General features: G+C 37.5%; 15 protein-coding genes. 8 read left to right on the forward strand and 7 right to left on the reverse strand.

The genetic code is table 11. The features are described 5' to 3' along the window. The first annotated feature begins 347 nt into the window (after positions 1-347). Positions 348-1,208, forward strand: a complete 861-nt coding sequence (locus MKL32_RS03080) for a lytic transglycosylase domain-containing protein (protein ID WP_004956064.1) — start codon at positions 348-350, stop codon at positions 1,206-1,208. 214 nt (positions 1,209-1,422) lie between these two features. Further along, positions 1,423-2,328: a protease HtpX gene (htpX, locus tag MKL32_RS03085; protein ID WP_004908232.1), complete on the forward strand. Its 906-nt coding sequence runs from the start codon at positions 1,423-1,425 to the stop codon at positions 2,326-2,328. A gap of 74 nt (positions 2,329-2,402) precedes the next feature. On the opposite strand, the gene MKL32_RS03090 is transcribed toward htpX, so the two are convergent. The 3 genes from MKL32_RS03090 to MKL32_RS03100 form a co-directional block, all read right to left on the reverse strand. Further along, positions 2,403-2,987: a DUF4112 domain-containing protein gene (locus tag MKL32_RS03090; protein WP_270900148.1), complete on the reverse strand. Its 585-nt coding sequence runs from the start codon at positions 2,985-2,987 to the stop codon at positions 2,403-2,405. Positions 2,988-3,065: 78 nt separating this feature from the next. Next, positions 3,066-4,403, reverse strand: coding sequence for a magnesium transporter (gene mgtE, locus MKL32_RS03095; RefSeq protein ID WP_204378787.1), 1,338 nt, complete (start codon positions 4,401-4,403; stop codon positions 3,066-3,068). Positions 4,404-4,702: 299 nt separating this feature from the next. Beyond that, positions 4,703-7,807: a multidrug efflux RND transporter permease subunit gene (locus MKL32_RS03100; RefSeq protein ID WP_004956054.1), complete on the reverse strand. Its 3,105-nt coding sequence runs from the start codon at positions 7,805-7,807 to the stop codon at positions 4,703-4,705. A 318-nt stretch (positions 7,808-8,125) separates the two neighbouring features. On the opposite strand from MKL32_RS03100, the gene MKL32_RS03105 reads away from it, so the two are divergent. Both MKL32_RS03105 and MKL32_RS03110 read left to right on the forward strand, forming a co-directional pair. Then, complete coding sequence (locus tag MKL32_RS03105) at positions 8,126-9,739, forward strand: phosphoethanolamine transferase (RefSeq protein WP_126132498.1); 1,614 nt, start codon at positions 8,126-8,128, stop codon at positions 9,737-9,739. A gap of 152 nt (positions 9,740-9,891) precedes the next feature. Next, on the forward strand, positions 9,892-11,028 hold the full coding sequence (locus tag MKL32_RS03110) for a glycerophosphodiester phosphodiesterase (RefSeq protein WP_004963513.1): 1,137 nt from the start codon (positions 9,892-9,894) through the stop codon (positions 11,026-11,028). Positions 11,029-11,063: 35 nt separating this feature from the next. On the opposite strand, the gene pnuC is transcribed toward MKL32_RS03110, so the two are convergent. Further along, positions 11,064-11,633: a nicotinamide riboside transporter PnuC gene (pnuC, locus tag MKL32_RS03115; protein ID WP_270900149.1), complete on the reverse strand. Its 570-nt coding sequence runs from the start codon at positions 11,631-11,633 to the stop codon at positions 11,064-11,066. Positions 11,634-12,016: 383 nt separating this feature from the next. Here pnuC and MKL32_RS03120 point away from each other — a divergent pair, with 383 nt between their 5' ends. Beyond that, entirely contained in the window at positions 12,017-12,961 is a 945-nt protein-coding gene (locus MKL32_RS03120) for a DMT family transporter (RefSeq protein WP_270900150.1), read from the forward strand. A 110-nt stretch (positions 12,962-13,071) separates the two neighbouring features. Next, complete coding sequence (locus tag MKL32_RS03125) at positions 13,072-14,676, forward strand: alpha/beta hydrolase family protein (protein WP_270900151.1); 1,605 nt, start codon at positions 13,072-13,074, stop codon at positions 14,674-14,676. Between the two features lie 28 nt (positions 14,677-14,704). On the opposite strand, the gene MKL32_RS03130 is transcribed toward MKL32_RS03125, so the two are convergent. The 3 genes from MKL32_RS03130 to folP form a co-directional block, all read right to left on the reverse strand. Continuing rightward, positions 14,705-15,019, reverse strand: a complete 315-nt coding sequence (locus tag MKL32_RS03130) for a DUF5713 family protein (protein ID WP_004963525.1) — start codon at positions 15,017-15,019, stop codon at positions 14,705-14,707. A 110-nt stretch (positions 15,020-15,129) separates the two neighbouring features. Further along, positions 15,130-16,743 (reverse strand): vWA domain-containing protein, encoded by a 1,614-nt coding sequence (locus tag MKL32_RS03135; RefSeq protein WP_204379433.1) that lies wholly within the window; start codon positions 16,741-16,743, stop codon positions 15,130-15,132. Positions 16,744-16,862: 119 nt separating this feature from the next. Next, complete coding sequence (gene folP / locus MKL32_RS03140) at positions 16,863-17,720, reverse strand: dihydropteroate synthase (RefSeq protein ID WP_075696728.1); 858 nt, start codon at positions 17,718-17,720, stop codon at positions 16,863-16,865. 213 nt (positions 17,721-17,933) lie between these two features. Between folP and MKL32_RS03145 the strand changes: the two genes are divergently transcribed. Both MKL32_RS03145 and MKL32_RS16185 read left to right on the forward strand, forming a co-directional pair. Next, positions 17,934-18,341 carry an IS5/IS1182 family transposase gene (locus MKL32_RS03145; RefSeq protein WP_019509710.1) on the forward strand — a complete coding sequence of 136 codons (408 nt, stop codon included), beginning with the start codon at positions 17,934-17,936 and terminating at the stop codon, positions 18,339-18,341. Continuing rightward, positions 18,301-18,448, forward strand: a 148-nt coding sequence (locus MKL32_RS16185; RefSeq protein WP_442866712.1) for a transposase, incomplete at its 3' end; no start/stop codon positions are given. The genes MKL32_RS03145 and MKL32_RS16185, both read left to right, overlap by 41 nt.

Below are 18,448 nucleotides of genomic sequence, written 5' to 3' on the forward strand. Positions count from 1 at the left end.
TAGATTGCTTATATTTCAAACTTTTCCACAGTTTTCCACAAAACCTGTGGATAAAATTGTGGATTTCTTCGCTATTGACAAACTGCTTTTATCTGAAAATAAGGCTTCCGATCAAATTGATCACTTTTTAACCAACACTTTTTAACAATTAAAATCAATTACTTATATATGTCAAGTTTTCGTTTTCAAAAAAAATATTTAATTTTTTTTGATGAACATTCGCACAAAAGGACTTGATTTTTGTCAGACAGTCAAAATTAAAAAAATTGTAGCAAAAGTTTTTTTTATGATTTTTTTTGTTAAACTGCTGTGAAGAAATTATGCTTTTTTTTGCGAATATTATAACGATGGATAGTAAAAATTATTTTTTCGCCCTTTGGTTGGGGACAGTCGGTTTAATGAGCTGCTCAGCAATATATGCTGGTCAGACCATTTATCAATTCAAAGATACTAACGGCACTACACTTCTCACCAATAAGAAAAAGGCAGAATATAGCCATCTCAAAGTGGTAAAAGCCACTTATTATCCTGACAGTAATATTCACAGTTATAGCAACTGGGGTGCGAGTGAAGCTTCAGTACTTCCTAGCTATAGTCGTAATAAAAATGCATTTGATCAAATAATTCGACAAGCAGCTCAACAACATGGAGTTGCAGAAGGATTAATCAAAGCCGTGATGCATACTGAATCAGGATTTAATATCAACGCACGTTCTCCTGTTGGCGCTCAAGGTTTAATGCAACTCATGCCAGCAACGGCTCGACGTTTTAATGTAAGTAATGCATATGACCCTCAACAAAACATATATGCTGGTGCAAAATACCTCAGTTGGTTACTACGAAGATTTAATGGAAATACTCAACTTGCACTAGCAGCCTATAATGCTGGAGAAGGTAATGTTGATAAATATGGTGGAATTCCTCCATTCAGAGAAACTCAAGATTATGTCCGTCGAGTAACTAGTCGTTATCAAAACTTATATGCTTCTGGTCTAGGCATGAGTAATTCATCGTCTGCTCAAAGTGGACAAGTACTAGCTCAGTCTGCGAACTACACTACTCCACCACGAAGCGAACCGAGTCCCCCACCAAAACAATATAACCGACAAATCATTACCCTAGCTGATGGTACTTTTACTGATGCACCATCAGGTACATATACTACGGCAAATGCAACTGCATCAGCCCGAATAAATATTAGCGAATGATCGTTTAGCCTATATTCTCATACTATGATTTTAGTGTTGATTTTATAACTTTCTCACTCGCTAAGTGACTGTTTAAATACTAGTTCATTGTTTTATTAGCTTAATGTATCTACGCCCATTTTTTACTTGAATTTTTAAGCATTGCCCTGCATATTATGATCATGATTTAAATTTATAAATCAGATTACTTTTTCTTTACATGAGGGTTTTCTCAATGATGCGGATTGGTTTGTTCTTGCTAACCAACCTCGCGGTACTGGTTGTAGCTGGCATTATCTTGTCACTCTTCGGTGTCGGTAGTTACCATGGCGCGGGTGGCTTGAATCTAGGCAACCTTTTGGTCGTCTGTTTTGTCTTTGGTATGGTGGGTTCATTAATTTCCCTCTTCATGTCGAAGTGGATGGCTAAAAAAACCACTGGAACTGAATTAATTGACCCAAATGCGCCTCGAAATCAGGCTGAAGCGTGGTTGTTACAAGAAGTTGCTCAATTATCCCAACGTGCAGGTATCAAAATGCCTGAGGTGGGTATATTCCCGTCATACCAATCAAATGCGTTTGCAACGGGTTGGAACAAGAATGATGCTTTAGTAGCTGTATCAACTGGCTTACTTGAGCGAATGAATAAAGATGAATTGCGTGCGGTTCTTGCACATGAAATCGGTCACGTTGCTAATGGTGATATGGTCACTTTGGCATTAATACAAGGTGTTGTGAACGCCTTTGTGATGTTCTTTGCACGTGTAGCAGGTGATTTCATTGACCGCAATGTCTTTGGTCGTGAAGATGGAGAAGCACCTGGTCTTGCTTACTTCGCAATTACCATTGTTCTCGATATCGTATTTGGTATTTTAGCCTCTACGATTGTGATGTGGTTCTCTCGTCAACGTGAATACCGCGCAGATGAGGCTGGAGCACGTTTAGCGGGTAAACAAGCCATGATTTCGGCATTACTCCGTTTACAAGCAGAATCAGAAATGCCTGATCAAATGCCAAAAGAAATGAAAGCTTTTGCGATTACTGAAGGTAAAGAGCAAGGTTTCAGCTTAGCAGCTTTATTCCAAACTCACCCAAGTATTGAACAACGTGTAGCAGCTCTACAACAATTAAATGTTCAATAATTCAAATAGATTAAAGAAAATAAAGCCTCCTTAATGGAGGCTTTATTTATATTTATGAGTGCAAATTAAGCCGATTAGAATGACTGATAAAGTTGCCATAAATAACTGACACCGAGCCAAACAGCGAGAATCAGTAAGATCAATACAGCAATTCCTAATAGATCAGGAATACGTAACCAAATCCAACTTACAATAGGATTACGCCAAAATGCTGAGGTCTTTTGCTTTTGTTCCAAAGACTCATGCAAAAAAGGATGTACCACATGAATATCACTATGCACTTGGTATTCTTCTTGGATGTGGTCATGCACAATCTCTAATGTTTTACGACTTGGACGTATAAATACATCAAATAGTGTCCCAACAATCGGTACAAATCCAACCAGCATATCGAGAATGGCAAGCTTAATTACACCAGCTAATTTATGTTGCGGTACACCAACTTCTTTTGCCTTTTTAAAGGCATACATGGTCAGAATGAAACCCGCAATATCTCCTGCAAATGGGATTGTGCTTAATGCAGCATCCGCACCAACGCCCTGTTTCGTGAAGGGAATTCGGACTAAACTATCCATTGTGTTGGCAAATTTAGCTAAATCTCGCTCGACTGCGATTGCTTGCTGTTGAGTTAATTTTTTTTGTTCTGTTTGACCAGTCATCAATCTAACCTAAAAACTACGTTTATGCTTGAGAATAAAGTAGTTTTTAGATTTTGTCGGTACATTTATTATTAAAATTTAGAATAAAATCATTGAAGCAATAAACAAATAAACAATGACACCCGTTGCGTCACAAATCGAAGTAACTAAAGGCGCAGAAGCACTTGCAGGATCTAAACCAGCTTTATTCAGAATAAAAGGCAAACTCATACCAATCAAACACCCCATCAATACGATTCCCATCATACTTAGGGCAAGGACTAAAGCCACCATTTCATCACTACGGAAAAAACCTAGTAATGATACGGCGATCGCCATTGTTCCCCCCAAACACAACGCGACTAGGCTTTCACGTACGAGTAAGTAAAACCAGTCCTTAAATTGGACATCGCCTGTCGCTAAAGCTCTCACCATCAGAGTAGATGATTGCGAACCAGCATTTCCTCCACTCCCCACAAGTAACGGTAAGAAAAAAACTAAAACTAAGTTTTGGGCAATCACATCTTCGTAGTGAGCTATTCCGATACCTGAAAGCAAACTACCAAAAACTAAAAACACCAACCAAAAGACACGTTTTTGATAGAGCTGAAGAATCGGAGCAGATTTAATACTAAGTTTCGATGATGCATTTACTGCACCTACTTTTAAAAAGTCTTCTGTTGCTTCTTCACTAGCAACATCCATCGCATCATCATAGGTCACGATACCGACCATCATGCCCTTGCGATCAATAATCGGCAATGCCAATAGATCATAACGTGCAATCGTCTTTGCAACCTCATCTTGATCTGTATCGACATAAGCTGTGAGTACATTAGTTTCCATAAGTAGATTAATATTTTGATCTTCAGCTGCTAAGATGAGTTGCTTTAAGGATAATACACCTAGAAGCTTTCTAGCTTCATCGAGAACATATGCAAAATAAATCGTCTCAGTGTCAGGGGCCTCTAAACGCAACATTTTGATTGCCTCATTGACCTGCATATTGGGTTTTAAGGTTGCATATTCCGAACTCATAATCGCACCAGCTGTTCCTTCTAGATAGGATGCTAGCTGGCGAATATCTTCTCTTTCAGCCTGTGCGAGTGCAGGCAACAATGCATTTTGTTGATCTTCATCCAAACACTTAAATACATCTGCACGTTTATCAGATGACATTTCACCTATGATTTCAGCCAAGGTATTTCGTGGCATAACTTTTGCTAATTTGACTTGTTCATTCGGTGCTAGATATGAAAACACATAGGCACGATCAGGCAAATGGGTCAATAATAATTGACTTTGATCTAAAGATAACTGGGTCAATACATCTGCAATATCAACAGGGCGAAATGTTTTTAGTGATGCTAGAGCGAGTTCGATATGATTATTTTTTAACGCGTCGCTTAATAAATATAAAAAGTTGTTATAGCTCATGTGGATCTCTTCACTACAAATAAGCAGCAATGAAAAGTGATGTACAGTCAATTATTTGACTGATAAAAGAAGCTCTTCATCCTGATTTTGATGAATAAAAAAATGTGAAATTATGAATAAATCACAACTATGTATGTCCATTTAGGGAAAAAAACCTCTTAGAACCGCTTATACGGCAGGGCAAAACTACAAATATTTCTTTTTTTACTCAACCTACACAACAAAAATGAACAATTTGACTCAAAAGTAAAATACCCCCTATCAAATTGTTCATCCGAAAAACTTAAAGTTTTAATGATCTATAATTTTGCAGTTTTCATTTTAGGCTTAAAGTAATGTGTGACTAACACGTACATAAATGGAATAAATATCAGCACCAAAACAGTTCCAAAAACCACACCGCCAAACACACTAAAACCAATCGCTTGTCGGCTCAGCGCCCCTGCTCCTGTTGAAAACATTAATGGGATAACACCCGCACCAAAAGCAATTGATGTCATTAGAATCGGTCTTAAACGTAAACCTGCCGCATGCAATGCCGCATCTAAACTATTGCGACCCTGTTGCTGTAAGCTTGCTGCGAACTCAACCATCAAAATTGCATTCTTACATGACAAACCAATCGTGGTTAATAGTGCAATCTGAAAATAAATATCATTAGCAAAGCCAAATAGATAGCTAAAGATAATCGTTCCCCCAATTCCTAAAGGAATGGCTGCCATCACAACAGATGGAATAGACCAACTTTCATAAAGTGCTGCTAAACAAAGGAAAATAAACGCGACTGAAACCAGATATAACCAAATCGCTTGATTACTCGATTGTTGCTCTTGATAGGATAGACCACTCCATTCCAATCCGACTTCGGGCATTTGATCTACTAAAGTTTGAATCGCTTGCATGCCTTGCCCACTGCTAAAACCAGCAGCTGCATCAGCCTCGAGATTGATCGCAGGGTAACCCATAAAACGCTCTAACATCGGTGGTGCACCTTGCCAATCTATTTGGCTGAATTGAGTAAAAGGCACCATTTGTCCACTGGCATTTTTTACATACCAATAGTTTAGATCCTCAGGCTTTGAACGATATGGTGCATCACCTTGTAAATAGACACGTTTGATCCGTCCACGATCAATAAAGTCATTGATATAGCTTCCGCTCCAAGCAGTAGATAAAGTTTGGTTAATATCATTTACATTAAGACCATGAATCATCGCAGCCTTATAATCGATCTTAATATTTAATACGGCTTGATCATCATTGCTTTTTTTATCGAGATTCTCTACAGAATCCTGCTGATTGCCCTGCTGTTGTAAAGCTTCAAAAGACTTCACAAGACTATCCCGCCCCAAACCTTGAGTATCCTGAAGCCAGAAATCCATTTTGTCTGAGTTACCTAAACCGCGAATCACTGAAGGCATAATCACCATGATTCGCGCTTGATTATTTTTGGAAAAATATTGCATCGCTCTAGCACGAATCTGTTGAGCACTATTTTCTGAACCAGGTCTATCATCCCAATGTTTAAGAGAAATAAATGCTTGTCCAAGGTTTTGTCCTGTACCAGAGAAATTTCGACCATGGATGACCATGACACCATTCAAATTTGCTTTTTCATTTTCAAGGAAATAATCAGAAATCGTCTTACCTACCGCTTCTGTTTTACTCATCGGTGTACCTTGTGGAAGCGTAAATTGTACTCCCAGCAAACCTTGATCTTCTTGAGGTAGGAAACTCGTTGGAAGAATTCGATAAACCAAAACAAAACTTGCAATTAAGCCAACAATCGCGATTAAAGAAAATACTTTAAAACCAATAACCTTACTTGAAAACTTCAAATAACGCGTTTTGATATTGTCCAAACTATTATTGAACCAGATCGCCCATTTCGCCTGTTTCTGTTGCGGTTTGAGTAAAATGGCGCACATTGCTGGAGTCAAAATCAAAGCAACAAAAAGTGATAGCACCATGGCAACGACAAGGGTTATCGAAAACTGTCGATAGATAATGCCTGTTGCTCCACTAAAAAACGACATCGGAATAAAAACCGCAGTTAGAACCAAAGTAATCCCGACCAATGCTCCACTGATTTCCTGCATGGACTGAATCGAAGCTTGTTTAGCACTTAATTGCTGTTCGTGCATAAGACGTTCGACGTTTTCAACCACAACAATCGCATCATCGACCAACAGGCCAATTGCCAATACCATCGCAAATAATGTCAGGGTATTAATGCTCATCCCTAAAACAGATAAAACAGCAAACGTCCCCAAAATCACAACGGGTACGGTCACAGCAGGAACGAGTGTTGCTCGCCAGTTTTGGAGGAAGATAAACATCACTAAGACAACGAGGATAATTGCCTCAACTAATGTCGAAACCACTTGTGACATAGACTCTTTTACAAAAGGAGTATCATCACGTGGATACACCACAAAATACCCTTCAGGTAATGCTTTTTCTAATCGTGCGACCTCTTTATATACTGCATCAGCAACTTGCATTACATTTGCACCAACGGTCAATGACAGCGAAAGACCTGATGCTGGATAACCATTTAAACGGTTAAAGACCTGATAATTTTCTGCTCCTACTTCAACGCGTGCGATATCTTTTAGATAAATAAATTGCCCATCATTATTTGCTTTTACGACGATGTTTTCGAATTGTTCAGGTGTTCGTAACAAAGACCCTGAGGTCACTTTCGCATTCAGATATTGATTTTCAACCGAAGGGAGTTCTCCAATTGCACCTGCAGCTACTTGAGTATTTTGATTTTCTAATGCTGATCGAACATCACTAACTTGTAATTGATAGCTCTGTAGTTTTTGTGGATCCAACCAAATTCGCATTGCATACTGCGAACCAAAAATATTAACTTCACCAATCCCTTCAATACGGCTCAAATTAAGCTCAAAGTTATTGGTCAAATAGTCAGAAATATCTAAATTTGTTGAACGTCCAGATTTATCACCTAGACCAATCACCATAAATGAATCGCTTAGTGACTTGCGTACGTTCACCCCTTGACGTTGAACATCTTCTGGCAAACGATTGATTGCCCCATTAACTGCATTTTGGACTTGGACTTGTGCTTGATCTGGATCTGTGCCCTGTTCAAAGAACAAACTTATTCGGCTATTACCACTCGCATCACTGCTGGAGCTAAAATACAGTAAATTGTCGATTCCTTTGATCTGTTGTTCAAGCACTTGCGTCACACTGTCTTCAACAGCTTGAGCATCTGCACCACTATAAGTTGCAGAAACAGTAATTCGAGGAGGCGCGATATCTGGATATCGCTCAACAGGGAGATTTTGTATCGAAAAAATACCAACCGCCATAACGATAATCGCGAGTACGGTGGCAAAAATTGGTCGCTCAATAAAAAACTTGGATAGCATGGCTGTTCATTCCATTTTCTGAAACAGTCAATTGTTAAATGAGACTAATAAGAGTAGTTCAGTTCTTGATCATTACTGAACAATTAAGCAAACACCATGCCTTTTAACATATCATTTCAAATCGAAGAAAATGAGGAGAAATAATGGATTTTATTACAAGGTTCACATCTTTAATATATGAAGCATTTTGAAATGAAGATCATACATTTAAAATTAATTTACTGCGCAATCAAATACTTCACAAATACAGATTGACAGGTCAAGAACTTCCACAGATATTAGCGTGTTCGGCTCTCTCTCCCAATGTACTTGACATTTATGACGGCAAGCTTAAAAAGTTTTAATATTCTGCTACTTATTCTGCTGCCTGCTCTCGTTACAGGTGGTTTGTTAATTGTTGCAGGAAACCTATCAGATGGTTTACGTCTAGGTTTTTTATCCCTACCAGGCGTTATTTTTACTTACTTTGCGATCACGCGAAGAAAAACATATTGGTATATTTTTTCTTTGTTGTGGTGGTTTATTTTTTTACTCGACTCACTACTCAGATCAAGTACATGGTTTCTGTTTAGTAGTGATAGTGAAGCCTACTTTATTATTGAAGCGATTGCCAATACTAATCGCCAAGAAATTTGGGAATTTCTACAACTTCATTCAGTCGCAGTATCTACTGTTTTTATCAGTTTAATTATTCTCATCGCGCTGCATAGTTTTGCAGTCTTTAAATTAATTAAAGTCCAACATGTAGAGCAAATTTGGCAAAGTAAAATCTTTCGCTCATTTATCATTTTGCTTACTGTATTAAGTTTGACTAGCTATTTGATGAAACCTTCTCGCAAGGTGCATCCTCTTATTTTTTGGACAGAATATCAAACTAAGATTCAAGATTTCCGTGGGCGAGTAAAACAACATAAGAATGTACATAAGCAATGGGATTTAAGTGCTGAAAAAAATCTAGTCATGACGCGACAGGCCAAAGGTAAACAAACCCATGTCCTAGTGCTTTCAGAAAGCTTAACCAGTTTGAATCTTGGCATTTGCGGTTACCCTAGAGATACCACACCTGAGTTGAATAAACGACTTTCAGAGATTAAAGTTTTCTGTAATGCATTTTCGCCATCGCCATCTACCATCAATGCTTTACGTGTTTTATTGACTGAAAGCCCTGCATCAGAACATAAAAAATATTCACCCGAAAGTGTATTGGCTTATGCTCGAGCAGCAGGATATAAAATTTATTGGCTAAGTAATCAAGATGATAGTTATCTATCATCATTGTTTGGCTCTTATGCGGATCAAGCCATTTATAAAAATACCCGTTCAGGTCGTAGCAGCTCATCTTTAGATGAAAATTTACTGCCTATTTACCAGCAGGCACTTGCTGATCCCGTCGAAAAGAAACTTATTATTTTACATCTGATCGGGACTCATCCTAATTACCAAGAACGCTACCCAACGACATTCAATAAATTTAATAGTAATAGTAATGATCGTGTTGAATCAGATTTAAAAGCACGAAATATCGATCCTTGGATTCGTTCCTTACGTAATGATTATGACAATGCAGTGCTATATGAAGATCATTTATTGGCAAAAATGCTGGACACTTTAAGAGCTGATCATTTACCTGATTTTAGATCTTTCACGGTAGTTTCAGATCACGGCAATGAAGTTGGACATGAACTAGATTATGCTGGTCATAGCCCAACGACCAAAGCAGGCTACCAAGTTCCTGTCATCATGTGGTCGGATAAGTTAAATTTAACAGGCGTGAATAAAGACACAAATCTCAATACTGCTGAACTGGATCAGAATTTAATGCATATCATGGGCTTGAAAGATAAATCCTCTTCCAATCATTCGTATTGGCTAGAGCAAGATTATCGTTTTACACCTGAGGCAAATTGGCCCTACTGGGAAAATAAATCCTAAGAAAATTATTATCTCACCCAGTTTGATCAAGAGGTTAAACTGGGTTTATTTTTATCTATAAAAAATTCATAAAATTATCATCTTATTGTCATCCATTTGATAAATTTAATTTGCACAATGACTGCTTTAATTAAAAATGAAAGAGTCAATTTATGTTAAAAAAAGCAGTGATTTGCCTGAGCTTACTCAGTTTAGTTGGTTGTAATGATGACAATAATGATCAAACCAACTCCAAACAACCGAATTATGAGCTACCGAAAATCTTAGTCGTTGGTCACCGTGGTGCTAGTGCTCTACGCCCAGAACACACACTCGCCTCCTATCAAAAAGCTATCGAAGATGGTGCAGATTTCATTGAACCCGATTTAGTTTCGACCAAAGATGGTGTGTTAGTCGCACGTCATGAAAATGAAATTAGTGGAACTACCAATGTTGCAGAATTGCCAGAATTTGCTAATCGTAAAAAAACTAAAGTCATTGACGGCGTAAGTATTGAAGGCTGGTTTACAGAAGACTTTACCTTAAATGAGCTACAGCAACTGAAAGCGCGTGAACGAATTCCACAGTATCGACCAGAAAATACTAAATACAATGATTTATATCCAGTTCCGACTCTAGAGCAAATAATTGAACTTGCTGATGCTCATTACAAAAAAACCGGCAAGATTGTCGGCTTATATATAGAAACGAAACATCCAACGTATTTCCAAAATCAAAATCTAGCAATGGAAGATCGTTTACTTCAAACTTTATCTAAATATAAATACAGTCGAGATATTGCTCCAATCTATCTTCAATCATTTGAAGTAAGCAATTTAAAATACCTTAAACAACAGTTAGATTTGCACAAGAGCCTCAAACACGCTCAACTCATCCAGCTTTACGATGAACAATCAGCTCGACCAGCAGACTATGTTGCTAAACAAATCTCGACAACATATGGAGATATGGCAACCGCTCAAGGCTTAAAAGAAGTGGCAAGCTATGCAAATGGTGTTGGACCATGGAAAGTATATGTCTTTAAAGATGCAAGCATGACTGAAACCACATCCTTTGTTAAAGATGCACACCAAGTTGGTTTAAAAGTTCATCCTTATACTTTCAGACCTGAGAATAATTTCTTGGCTGAATCCTTAAAATGCAGCTCAAAAGCTGACGAACGTTGTGAATCTGGCTCTATCAAAGAAATGCAACTCTACTTTAAAGCAGGTGTTGACGGTGTATTTACTGATGATCCAGCTATTGGGCGCAAAGCGGTCCAAAGTTATTTAACCACCTCTGCACAATAAATCAAAAAATGGGTAGTTTCAGACTACCCATTTCCTTACATCGCAATTTGATTGCGCTTTACCTGTTGCCATTGCCACCAACCATAAGCCGCTAAACCTACAAATACCGCATACAAGCCTGCGGTTAACAGTAACTCTTTATAGAGAAACATACCCACATAAACAATATCAACGACGATCCATAAAATCCAAGTCTCAATATATTTTCGACTTGTCCAATAGGTTCCTAGTAAACTAAATGCTGCTAACTGTGAATCCAGCATTGGAACAGATGCATCCGTAAATTGTTTAAGGAACACACCGAAGCACAAACCACCAATTGACGCTAAAATTATGTGCAGATACATCGATTTTATATTTATTGTTTCAACGCGAATTTCATGATCTTGGCGTTTTCCTGTCAACCATACATACAATCCATATAGATTCATACCTACAAAGAAGAACTGTAGAATCGTTTCGCCATAGAGCTTAAAATTATAAAAAAGATATGCATAGAGAACACATGCGAATACATTAAATCCCCAACACCACATATTTCGCTTTATGGTTAAGCTAACGCCAATAATACTAACTAAAACGGCGAAAATTTCTAAATTAGACAAATTAATACTTCAATGTAGTCCGATCTATTTATTATGAGAAATTCTATTTAATAATCAATTTTTAAAATATGATTTTTCTTAAATCTATTTTATTGCCACTATAAATATGACTATTTTTTAGACATATCTTATGTTATAAAAATTACAAATATTCAGTTAAACCTCTTATGACTAAATCGAAAAGTTTTTCTCCACGCTTAGTACAAATTTCGCATCGCGTCTCAGCCTATGCAGCATGGCGACGTGTCTGCATTTTTATGCGAGGAAACTTTTCTAACATTGATCAAATGAATGACTAAATAAAACATTCACAACAGAAAGGTCGCCTCAACAGCGACCTTTTTTTATTGCATAAAAAAACCCATCCATAAGGAAGTTATCAAATGACACAGTTACAACAAAAGAATTTTATTTCACCAACACAGACTTCGCCGACTGTAGCGATGTTTCACCCTCGCCTTGCTACAGTCGGGCAATTTATTGCGGTTGTATTGATTTGGTCGCTTACTCCGCTAGCAGCCGTCTGGACCGTGCATGAGATTCATTGGGCGTGGGGCTTGTTTATCCGATTCAGTTTGGCCATTCCTTTAGCACTCATTTGTTTAGTCTGCTTTCGACTTAAATTAACCCTCAGTAAACAGGCACTGATGAGTTATCTCGCAGGTGCATTGGGACTATTTGGTTCTATGACATTTTGCTATATGGGAGCAACTCGAGTTTCATCGAGCATGATTTCAATCATTTATGGAACAGCACCTTTATGGACAGGTTTGATTTCAGTTTTTATCCTTAAACAAGAACGATTTCATAACCGCCAATGGTTTGGTCTGGCGATTGCCTTTATAGGCTTGTTACTGACAATGGGTATCGGTTCACGCGATATTCAACTTGATCTTGTTGGCGTGATTTATGAAATCATTGCAGTGATGCTCTATGTATTATCTATGTTTGCAATTGCACGAGTTGGAGCTGGTATACACCCTATCATTCAAATGACAGGTTCAACAATCATGTCATGGTTAGGTTATGTATGCCTACTTCCCTTTTTTCTGTCATCAATTCCAACAGAGCTGCCAAGCATTCAAACCTCTATAGCTTTACTCTATAGTGCTTTGTGCTCTTCAGTTTTGGCTATGATTTTTTATTTTCACTTAGTCCAGAAACTCAATCCAACAACAGTCATGCTCATTACGATTATTACACCAGTACTGGCAACAATTTGGGGTACTTTATTTAATCATGAGCAAATCCATTTATATTTGGTTACTGGATTGGTCTTGCTGTGTTTTGGTCTTTTTGCGTATACCTGTCCTAGAACTAAATACTAGCTAATCAGAATTCGAGTTGGTCAGTAAAATGACCGACTCGTCGATAGCATAACCCGCTATGCAACAGTTACAATACTTATAGATAGATTTATTCAAGGATGAAAGAATCAATGCGTAGTAGCCTTTTATGGATTTGGTTCGCTGTATTTTTGATTTTACAAGGCTGTGTGCATGCCACTGTTCAACCAAATCAAATTTCTAAAGCTCATACGACTGAGCTAAAACAACGTTATTATCAAGTCAAAACAAAAGCTTCTGATGGAACCTTGATTGCTTTTACCGTCTATCAACCCAAACTATCAACAAATCAAACTGCCCCATTAATCCTCCATACACATGGTTTCGGCCTATCTCGCATGAACCGCCCTGAACTAAGCTTGTATGGTTTTTTACTTCCAACCGGACAAGTCGCTAAATCAGCTTGGAAAAAAGGCTATTGGGTCATCAGTTTTGATCAACGAGGACATGGGGGGAGTCAAGGAAAGATTCGCTTAACAGACCCTGAAAAAGAAGCACAAGATGTCATTACGATTTTAAATTGGGCTGAACAAAATTTACCGCAACTGGCTAAAAATCAAAATGGTGTTCGTGCTGGAATGATTGGTGAATCCTATGCAGGCGGTGTGCAATATATTGCTTCAGCTTTAGACAAACGATTACAAGCAATTGTGCCTATTACGACATGGTACGATATTGTTGAAAGTTTAGCCCCAAATGGTGTGCCAAAAAGTAATTGGATTGATTTCTTAAATCTGATTGGAGACTGGTGGAACTGGAACAAATTCGACCCAGAATTAAAACAAGCATATCGAGATACTCAACAGCCACAACTCAACCCTTCCATTTATGATTTTCTAAAAACACATCAAGCTAGCTGGTTTTGCCAACGTGAACAACGTCCTCAGGCTGATGCTTTAATTATTCAGGGATTTAGAGATGTACTTTTCCCATTTAATGAAGGTGTGAAAGCAACAAAATGCTTGCAAGAAGCGAATCGTCAAGTTCATTTGATCGGTGTCGAAGGTGGGCATCTACAGCCATTTGCTCAACACTCTCCTTTGGGCAGTACACCTTTTTGGTATATTGGAAAATCTATTCGTTGTGGGAATCAAAAGAGCTACGATTTACAAAAAACCATAATAAGCTGGTTCGACCTCAAACTAAAAGATCAAAATTCATCATCTGAACTTCCTGAAGTCTGTATTGATCAAAGTCCAGTAATCCAAATCAATGATTTAAAACCGATTACATCCTACGATTTGAACAAAACATGGATTGCACCAAACACAACTCAGGATGTATTTATTCCTATCCATACAGCAAATCAAAAAAGCTTCATCACAGGATCATCTTTATTGTCACTTGCTGTCGAAACAGAAAATGATGATGCAACTTTTTTTATTTCAATGGCAGTCAAGTCAGCTCAAACAGGGAAATATAAGACTCTTAATGAACAAACAACGCCATTTAACCCAAAACGTAAGCAGCTTTATGACCAAATTATTTCTGGATTAAATTTAAAGACACAGAATTATCAAGATGTTGAGTTACCAAGTATTAATACCCATCTTCAACAAGGAGATACGATTGGGCTACTCGTTCATAGTCAAAGTAAATATTACAAAAGAGTAAAACAGAACAAAGTTGAAGCTTGGATTTCTGGCCAAATAAAGTTACCTAAATTATGGAGTGAAAAAGAGGTAACTCAGCAGTAATTATTAAATAATTATATCGAGAGTGTGATTACCACTCTCGATTGGCAATTAACTCTTCCATTTCGATATCAAGATAACCTGCATCTTGAACAATCATCATCATAGCTTCAGCGATATAATCTGCAGCTGTATCATCTAGACTTGACTCTAAATCTTCAAACTGAGGTTTCATCTCATTGATTTCTTTCATCGTTTGATGAGCTACTGCGTAAATTTCCATTTCAGATAAATCAGACCGACTGACTTTCTTTGAAAATTGCTTAATATGTTGTTTGATTTCAGCTACGAGAATATCGGGATAATAATCATCATCAAACATCGGGAGAAGTAAATTTTCAAACATAAAAATGAATACATCAATAAAACGACATGCTTATATCACAATCTCATGTAAAGCACGATATTTAGGCATAAAAAAAGCGGCTCTATCAACCGCTTTTTAGAAAACAGATTTTAATCTTTTCGTGCACTTAAATTCTTGGCGATCTTAGCAAGCTCTACGAACTCTGCACGCATTTGATATGGATCAGGTTGAGTAGATTGCTGACCAAGTTGAATGATCTGATCCCAGCCCACTGCACCATTATATTGTCCACCTTTTAATTGCTGTGCATATGAAGCTACTGCAATCGCAAATCTTGTATCACTATTGGCTTTTTCTAGAGGCTTGCTACCAAGCTGAACAGCTTGATTCAATAAGATGCTTTTATCTTGATTTGGCAATTTATAGCGCAAATTTACAAATGCATATTCTGTTTTCTTTGAAGCATCGATTTTTGTGCTTGCTTGATAGCGTGAATCATTATTCCAGCCTTGCTGACCCACAGGAATAATTTCATATAGTGCTGTGACATTATTTCCTGCTCCAATATCTCCAGCATCAACTTTATCATTATTAAAATCTTCCTGTTTCAACATACGATTTTCATAACCAACTAATCGATATTCTTTAACAGTTGCTGGATTAAATTCAACTTGAATTTTAACATCTTGAGCGACAGTGGCTAATGTTGAAGATAACTGACGTTGCACGACTTTTTTAGCTTCATTCTTATTGTCGATATAAGAGTAATTACCATCACCTGCATCAGCAATTTGCTCCATTAATTCTTCATTGTAATTACCTGTACCATAACCTAATGCAGTCAAAGAAACTCCACTTTTACGCTTCTCAGCCACCATACCTTTTAAGGTACTAAAATCTGTAATTCCAACATTAAAATCGCCATCCGTTGCCAATAAAATGCGATTGATTCCATTTTTAATAAATGCTTTTTCAGCTTGTTTGTAAGCTAGTTGTATCGCCTGCTCTCCTGATGTAGCCCCACCCGCACGAAGCTCATCAATTACACGAAGAATTTTATCTTTTTGATCACCTGAGGTGGGTTCTAAAACTAATTTTTCCCCGCTCGCATAAGTAATAATCGTTACTTTATCTTGGGGACGAAGCTGTTCAGTTAAGATTCTTAATGTTTGCTTCACTAATGGCAATTTATCTGGATCATCCATACTGCCTGAAACATCGACTAAAAAAACAAGATTAGCAGCAGGTAACTGTTTGACTGATAAATCTTTTGCTTGAATGCCAATTTTGATTAATTTGGCATTTTCTTTCCATGGAGAATCAACAGTTTCTGTTGTCACTGAAAATGGATGGATTCCAACAGGTTGAGGATATTGATAATCAAAATAATTAATCATTTCCTCGACACGAATAGCATCAACAGGAGGCAAGCGACCATCATTTAGAAAACGTCTTGTATTGGTATAACTTCCTGTATCAACATCGATACTAAAAGTAGAAATTGCTTGCTCAGCTACGCGATGAACTGGATTGACTTCATTCTTTTGATATTTTTCTGTGTTTGCCTCAAGTTTTACTCGCTCAGGTGCAGGGATTGCAGCTATGTAAGACGGTGTGACCATCTTACGTGCCATTTCCGAAGACATGTGCGCAGTCGGCGGCGGTGACATAGCAACAATGCCTGTTTCCCTGACTGGATTACCACAAGCAACGAGCATAGAACTGAGTACTGCTAAACTCAAAATTTTCTTTGATTGATACATCTTAAAACCCCTAGATCTAATTTCAATTTTTTAAATATATCTTTTGATTAATATTCTACGTAAAAAAATAAAGATACACCGTATGTTAATGTATCTTTATCTTCATAATTTCTCTTAAATTACAATGAACTGAACAACATTCTATTCCAAACATTGATTGCATCTTTAGTCGCCTTAACATCATGTACGCGAACAATACTCGCACCCTGCTGGATACTTAACATATGCCCCATGACACTCCCTACTGTACGCTCTTGTGCTGGTATACCCGCTAATGCATCACCAATAAATCTTTTCCTAGATAAACCAGATAGCAAAGGAAATCCCATGCGATTCAGTTTCCAAAACTCGTTTAGTAATTGAAAGTTCTGTTGAGCATTTTTAGCAAAACCAAAACCAGGATCGAGAATAATATTTTCAGGTTTGATTCCAACTTGAACAGCTTGATATAGACGCTGTTGTAATTCTTGAATCACGTCCTCTGTCACATTTTCATATTGATCTAACTGATTCATATTAGTCGGCTCACCACGCATATGCATCAACACTACAGGTATATTCAATTCGGCAGCGGTTTCTAATGCCATAGGACGAGTTAGAGCACGAACATCATTCCAAATATGTGCACCTGCTTTCACTGCCGCTCGAATCACATCAGGCTGACTGGTATCAATCGACATGATCACATCGTGTTTTGATAATGCTTTAACCACAGGAATCACACGGCGAATTTCTTCTTCTAGTTCGACTGGTGAAGCATTTGGACGGGTAGATTCTCCGCCTATATCAATGATAGTAGCGCCCTGCTCAATCATTTGTAATGCACGTTGTACTGCTTGATCTTTTTGATGATGCAACCCACCATCGCTAAAAGAATCAGGAGTTACGTTCAGAATACCCATAATTTGAGGTTGAGATAAATCTAAACTTAAACGACCACACTTCAACTGACAATTTGGTAATGGCATCAACTGCATTTAGACACTCCTCTCTCTAGTTCGTATATATTAACAAGACTGAAGTGCGCAAGCTGATGATTTATTTTCAATAGAATAATAAAGTTGCAATTTCCAAGCTAACAAATGCTAATTTTATTTATATATTAGACTTCTTGCAAAAATCAAAAAACGATCAACGTTTTGTTTGTTTTTTATCCAGATTAAAAAGTCATGTTCTACTATCATGAGTACATGAAATATGAAAAAGTAAAGATGCTATCAAATAGTCAGTTTAAACGACTGATTGGAATACAACCCTCAACCTTTTTAGAAATGCTTGAAGTATTAGAGTCAAGCCAAGTCAATACTCAACGAGGTAGACCTTCGAGTCTTTCACTTGAAGACCAACTGTTAATGACGCTAAGTTATTGGCGTGAATATCGCACGCTCTTTCATGTTGCTATGAGTTATGGAATCCACGAATCAACTGCGTCCAGAATTATTCATAAAATAGAAAATATTTTAATAAAATCTGATAAATTTCATTTACCTAAGAAACTACCGCATGGTGCAGGGATAGATTGGAATGTTGTTATTGTCGATGCAACTGAAATGACAATTGAGCGTCCCAAAAAAACAGAAAAGATTCTACAGCGGTAAGAAAAAACGACATACGATCAAAGCTCAACTCATCATTCATTATGAAACGATGCAGATTATTTCATTAGGTCTTACACATGGGAGTACACATGATTTCCAGTTGTTTA

It is taken from the genome of Acinetobacter sp. AOR34_HL (assembly GCF_027854795.1).
In the GTDB taxonomy this organism is placed as follows: Bacteria; Pseudomonadota; Gammaproteobacteria; order Pseudomonadales; family Moraxellaceae; genus Acinetobacter; species Acinetobacter junii.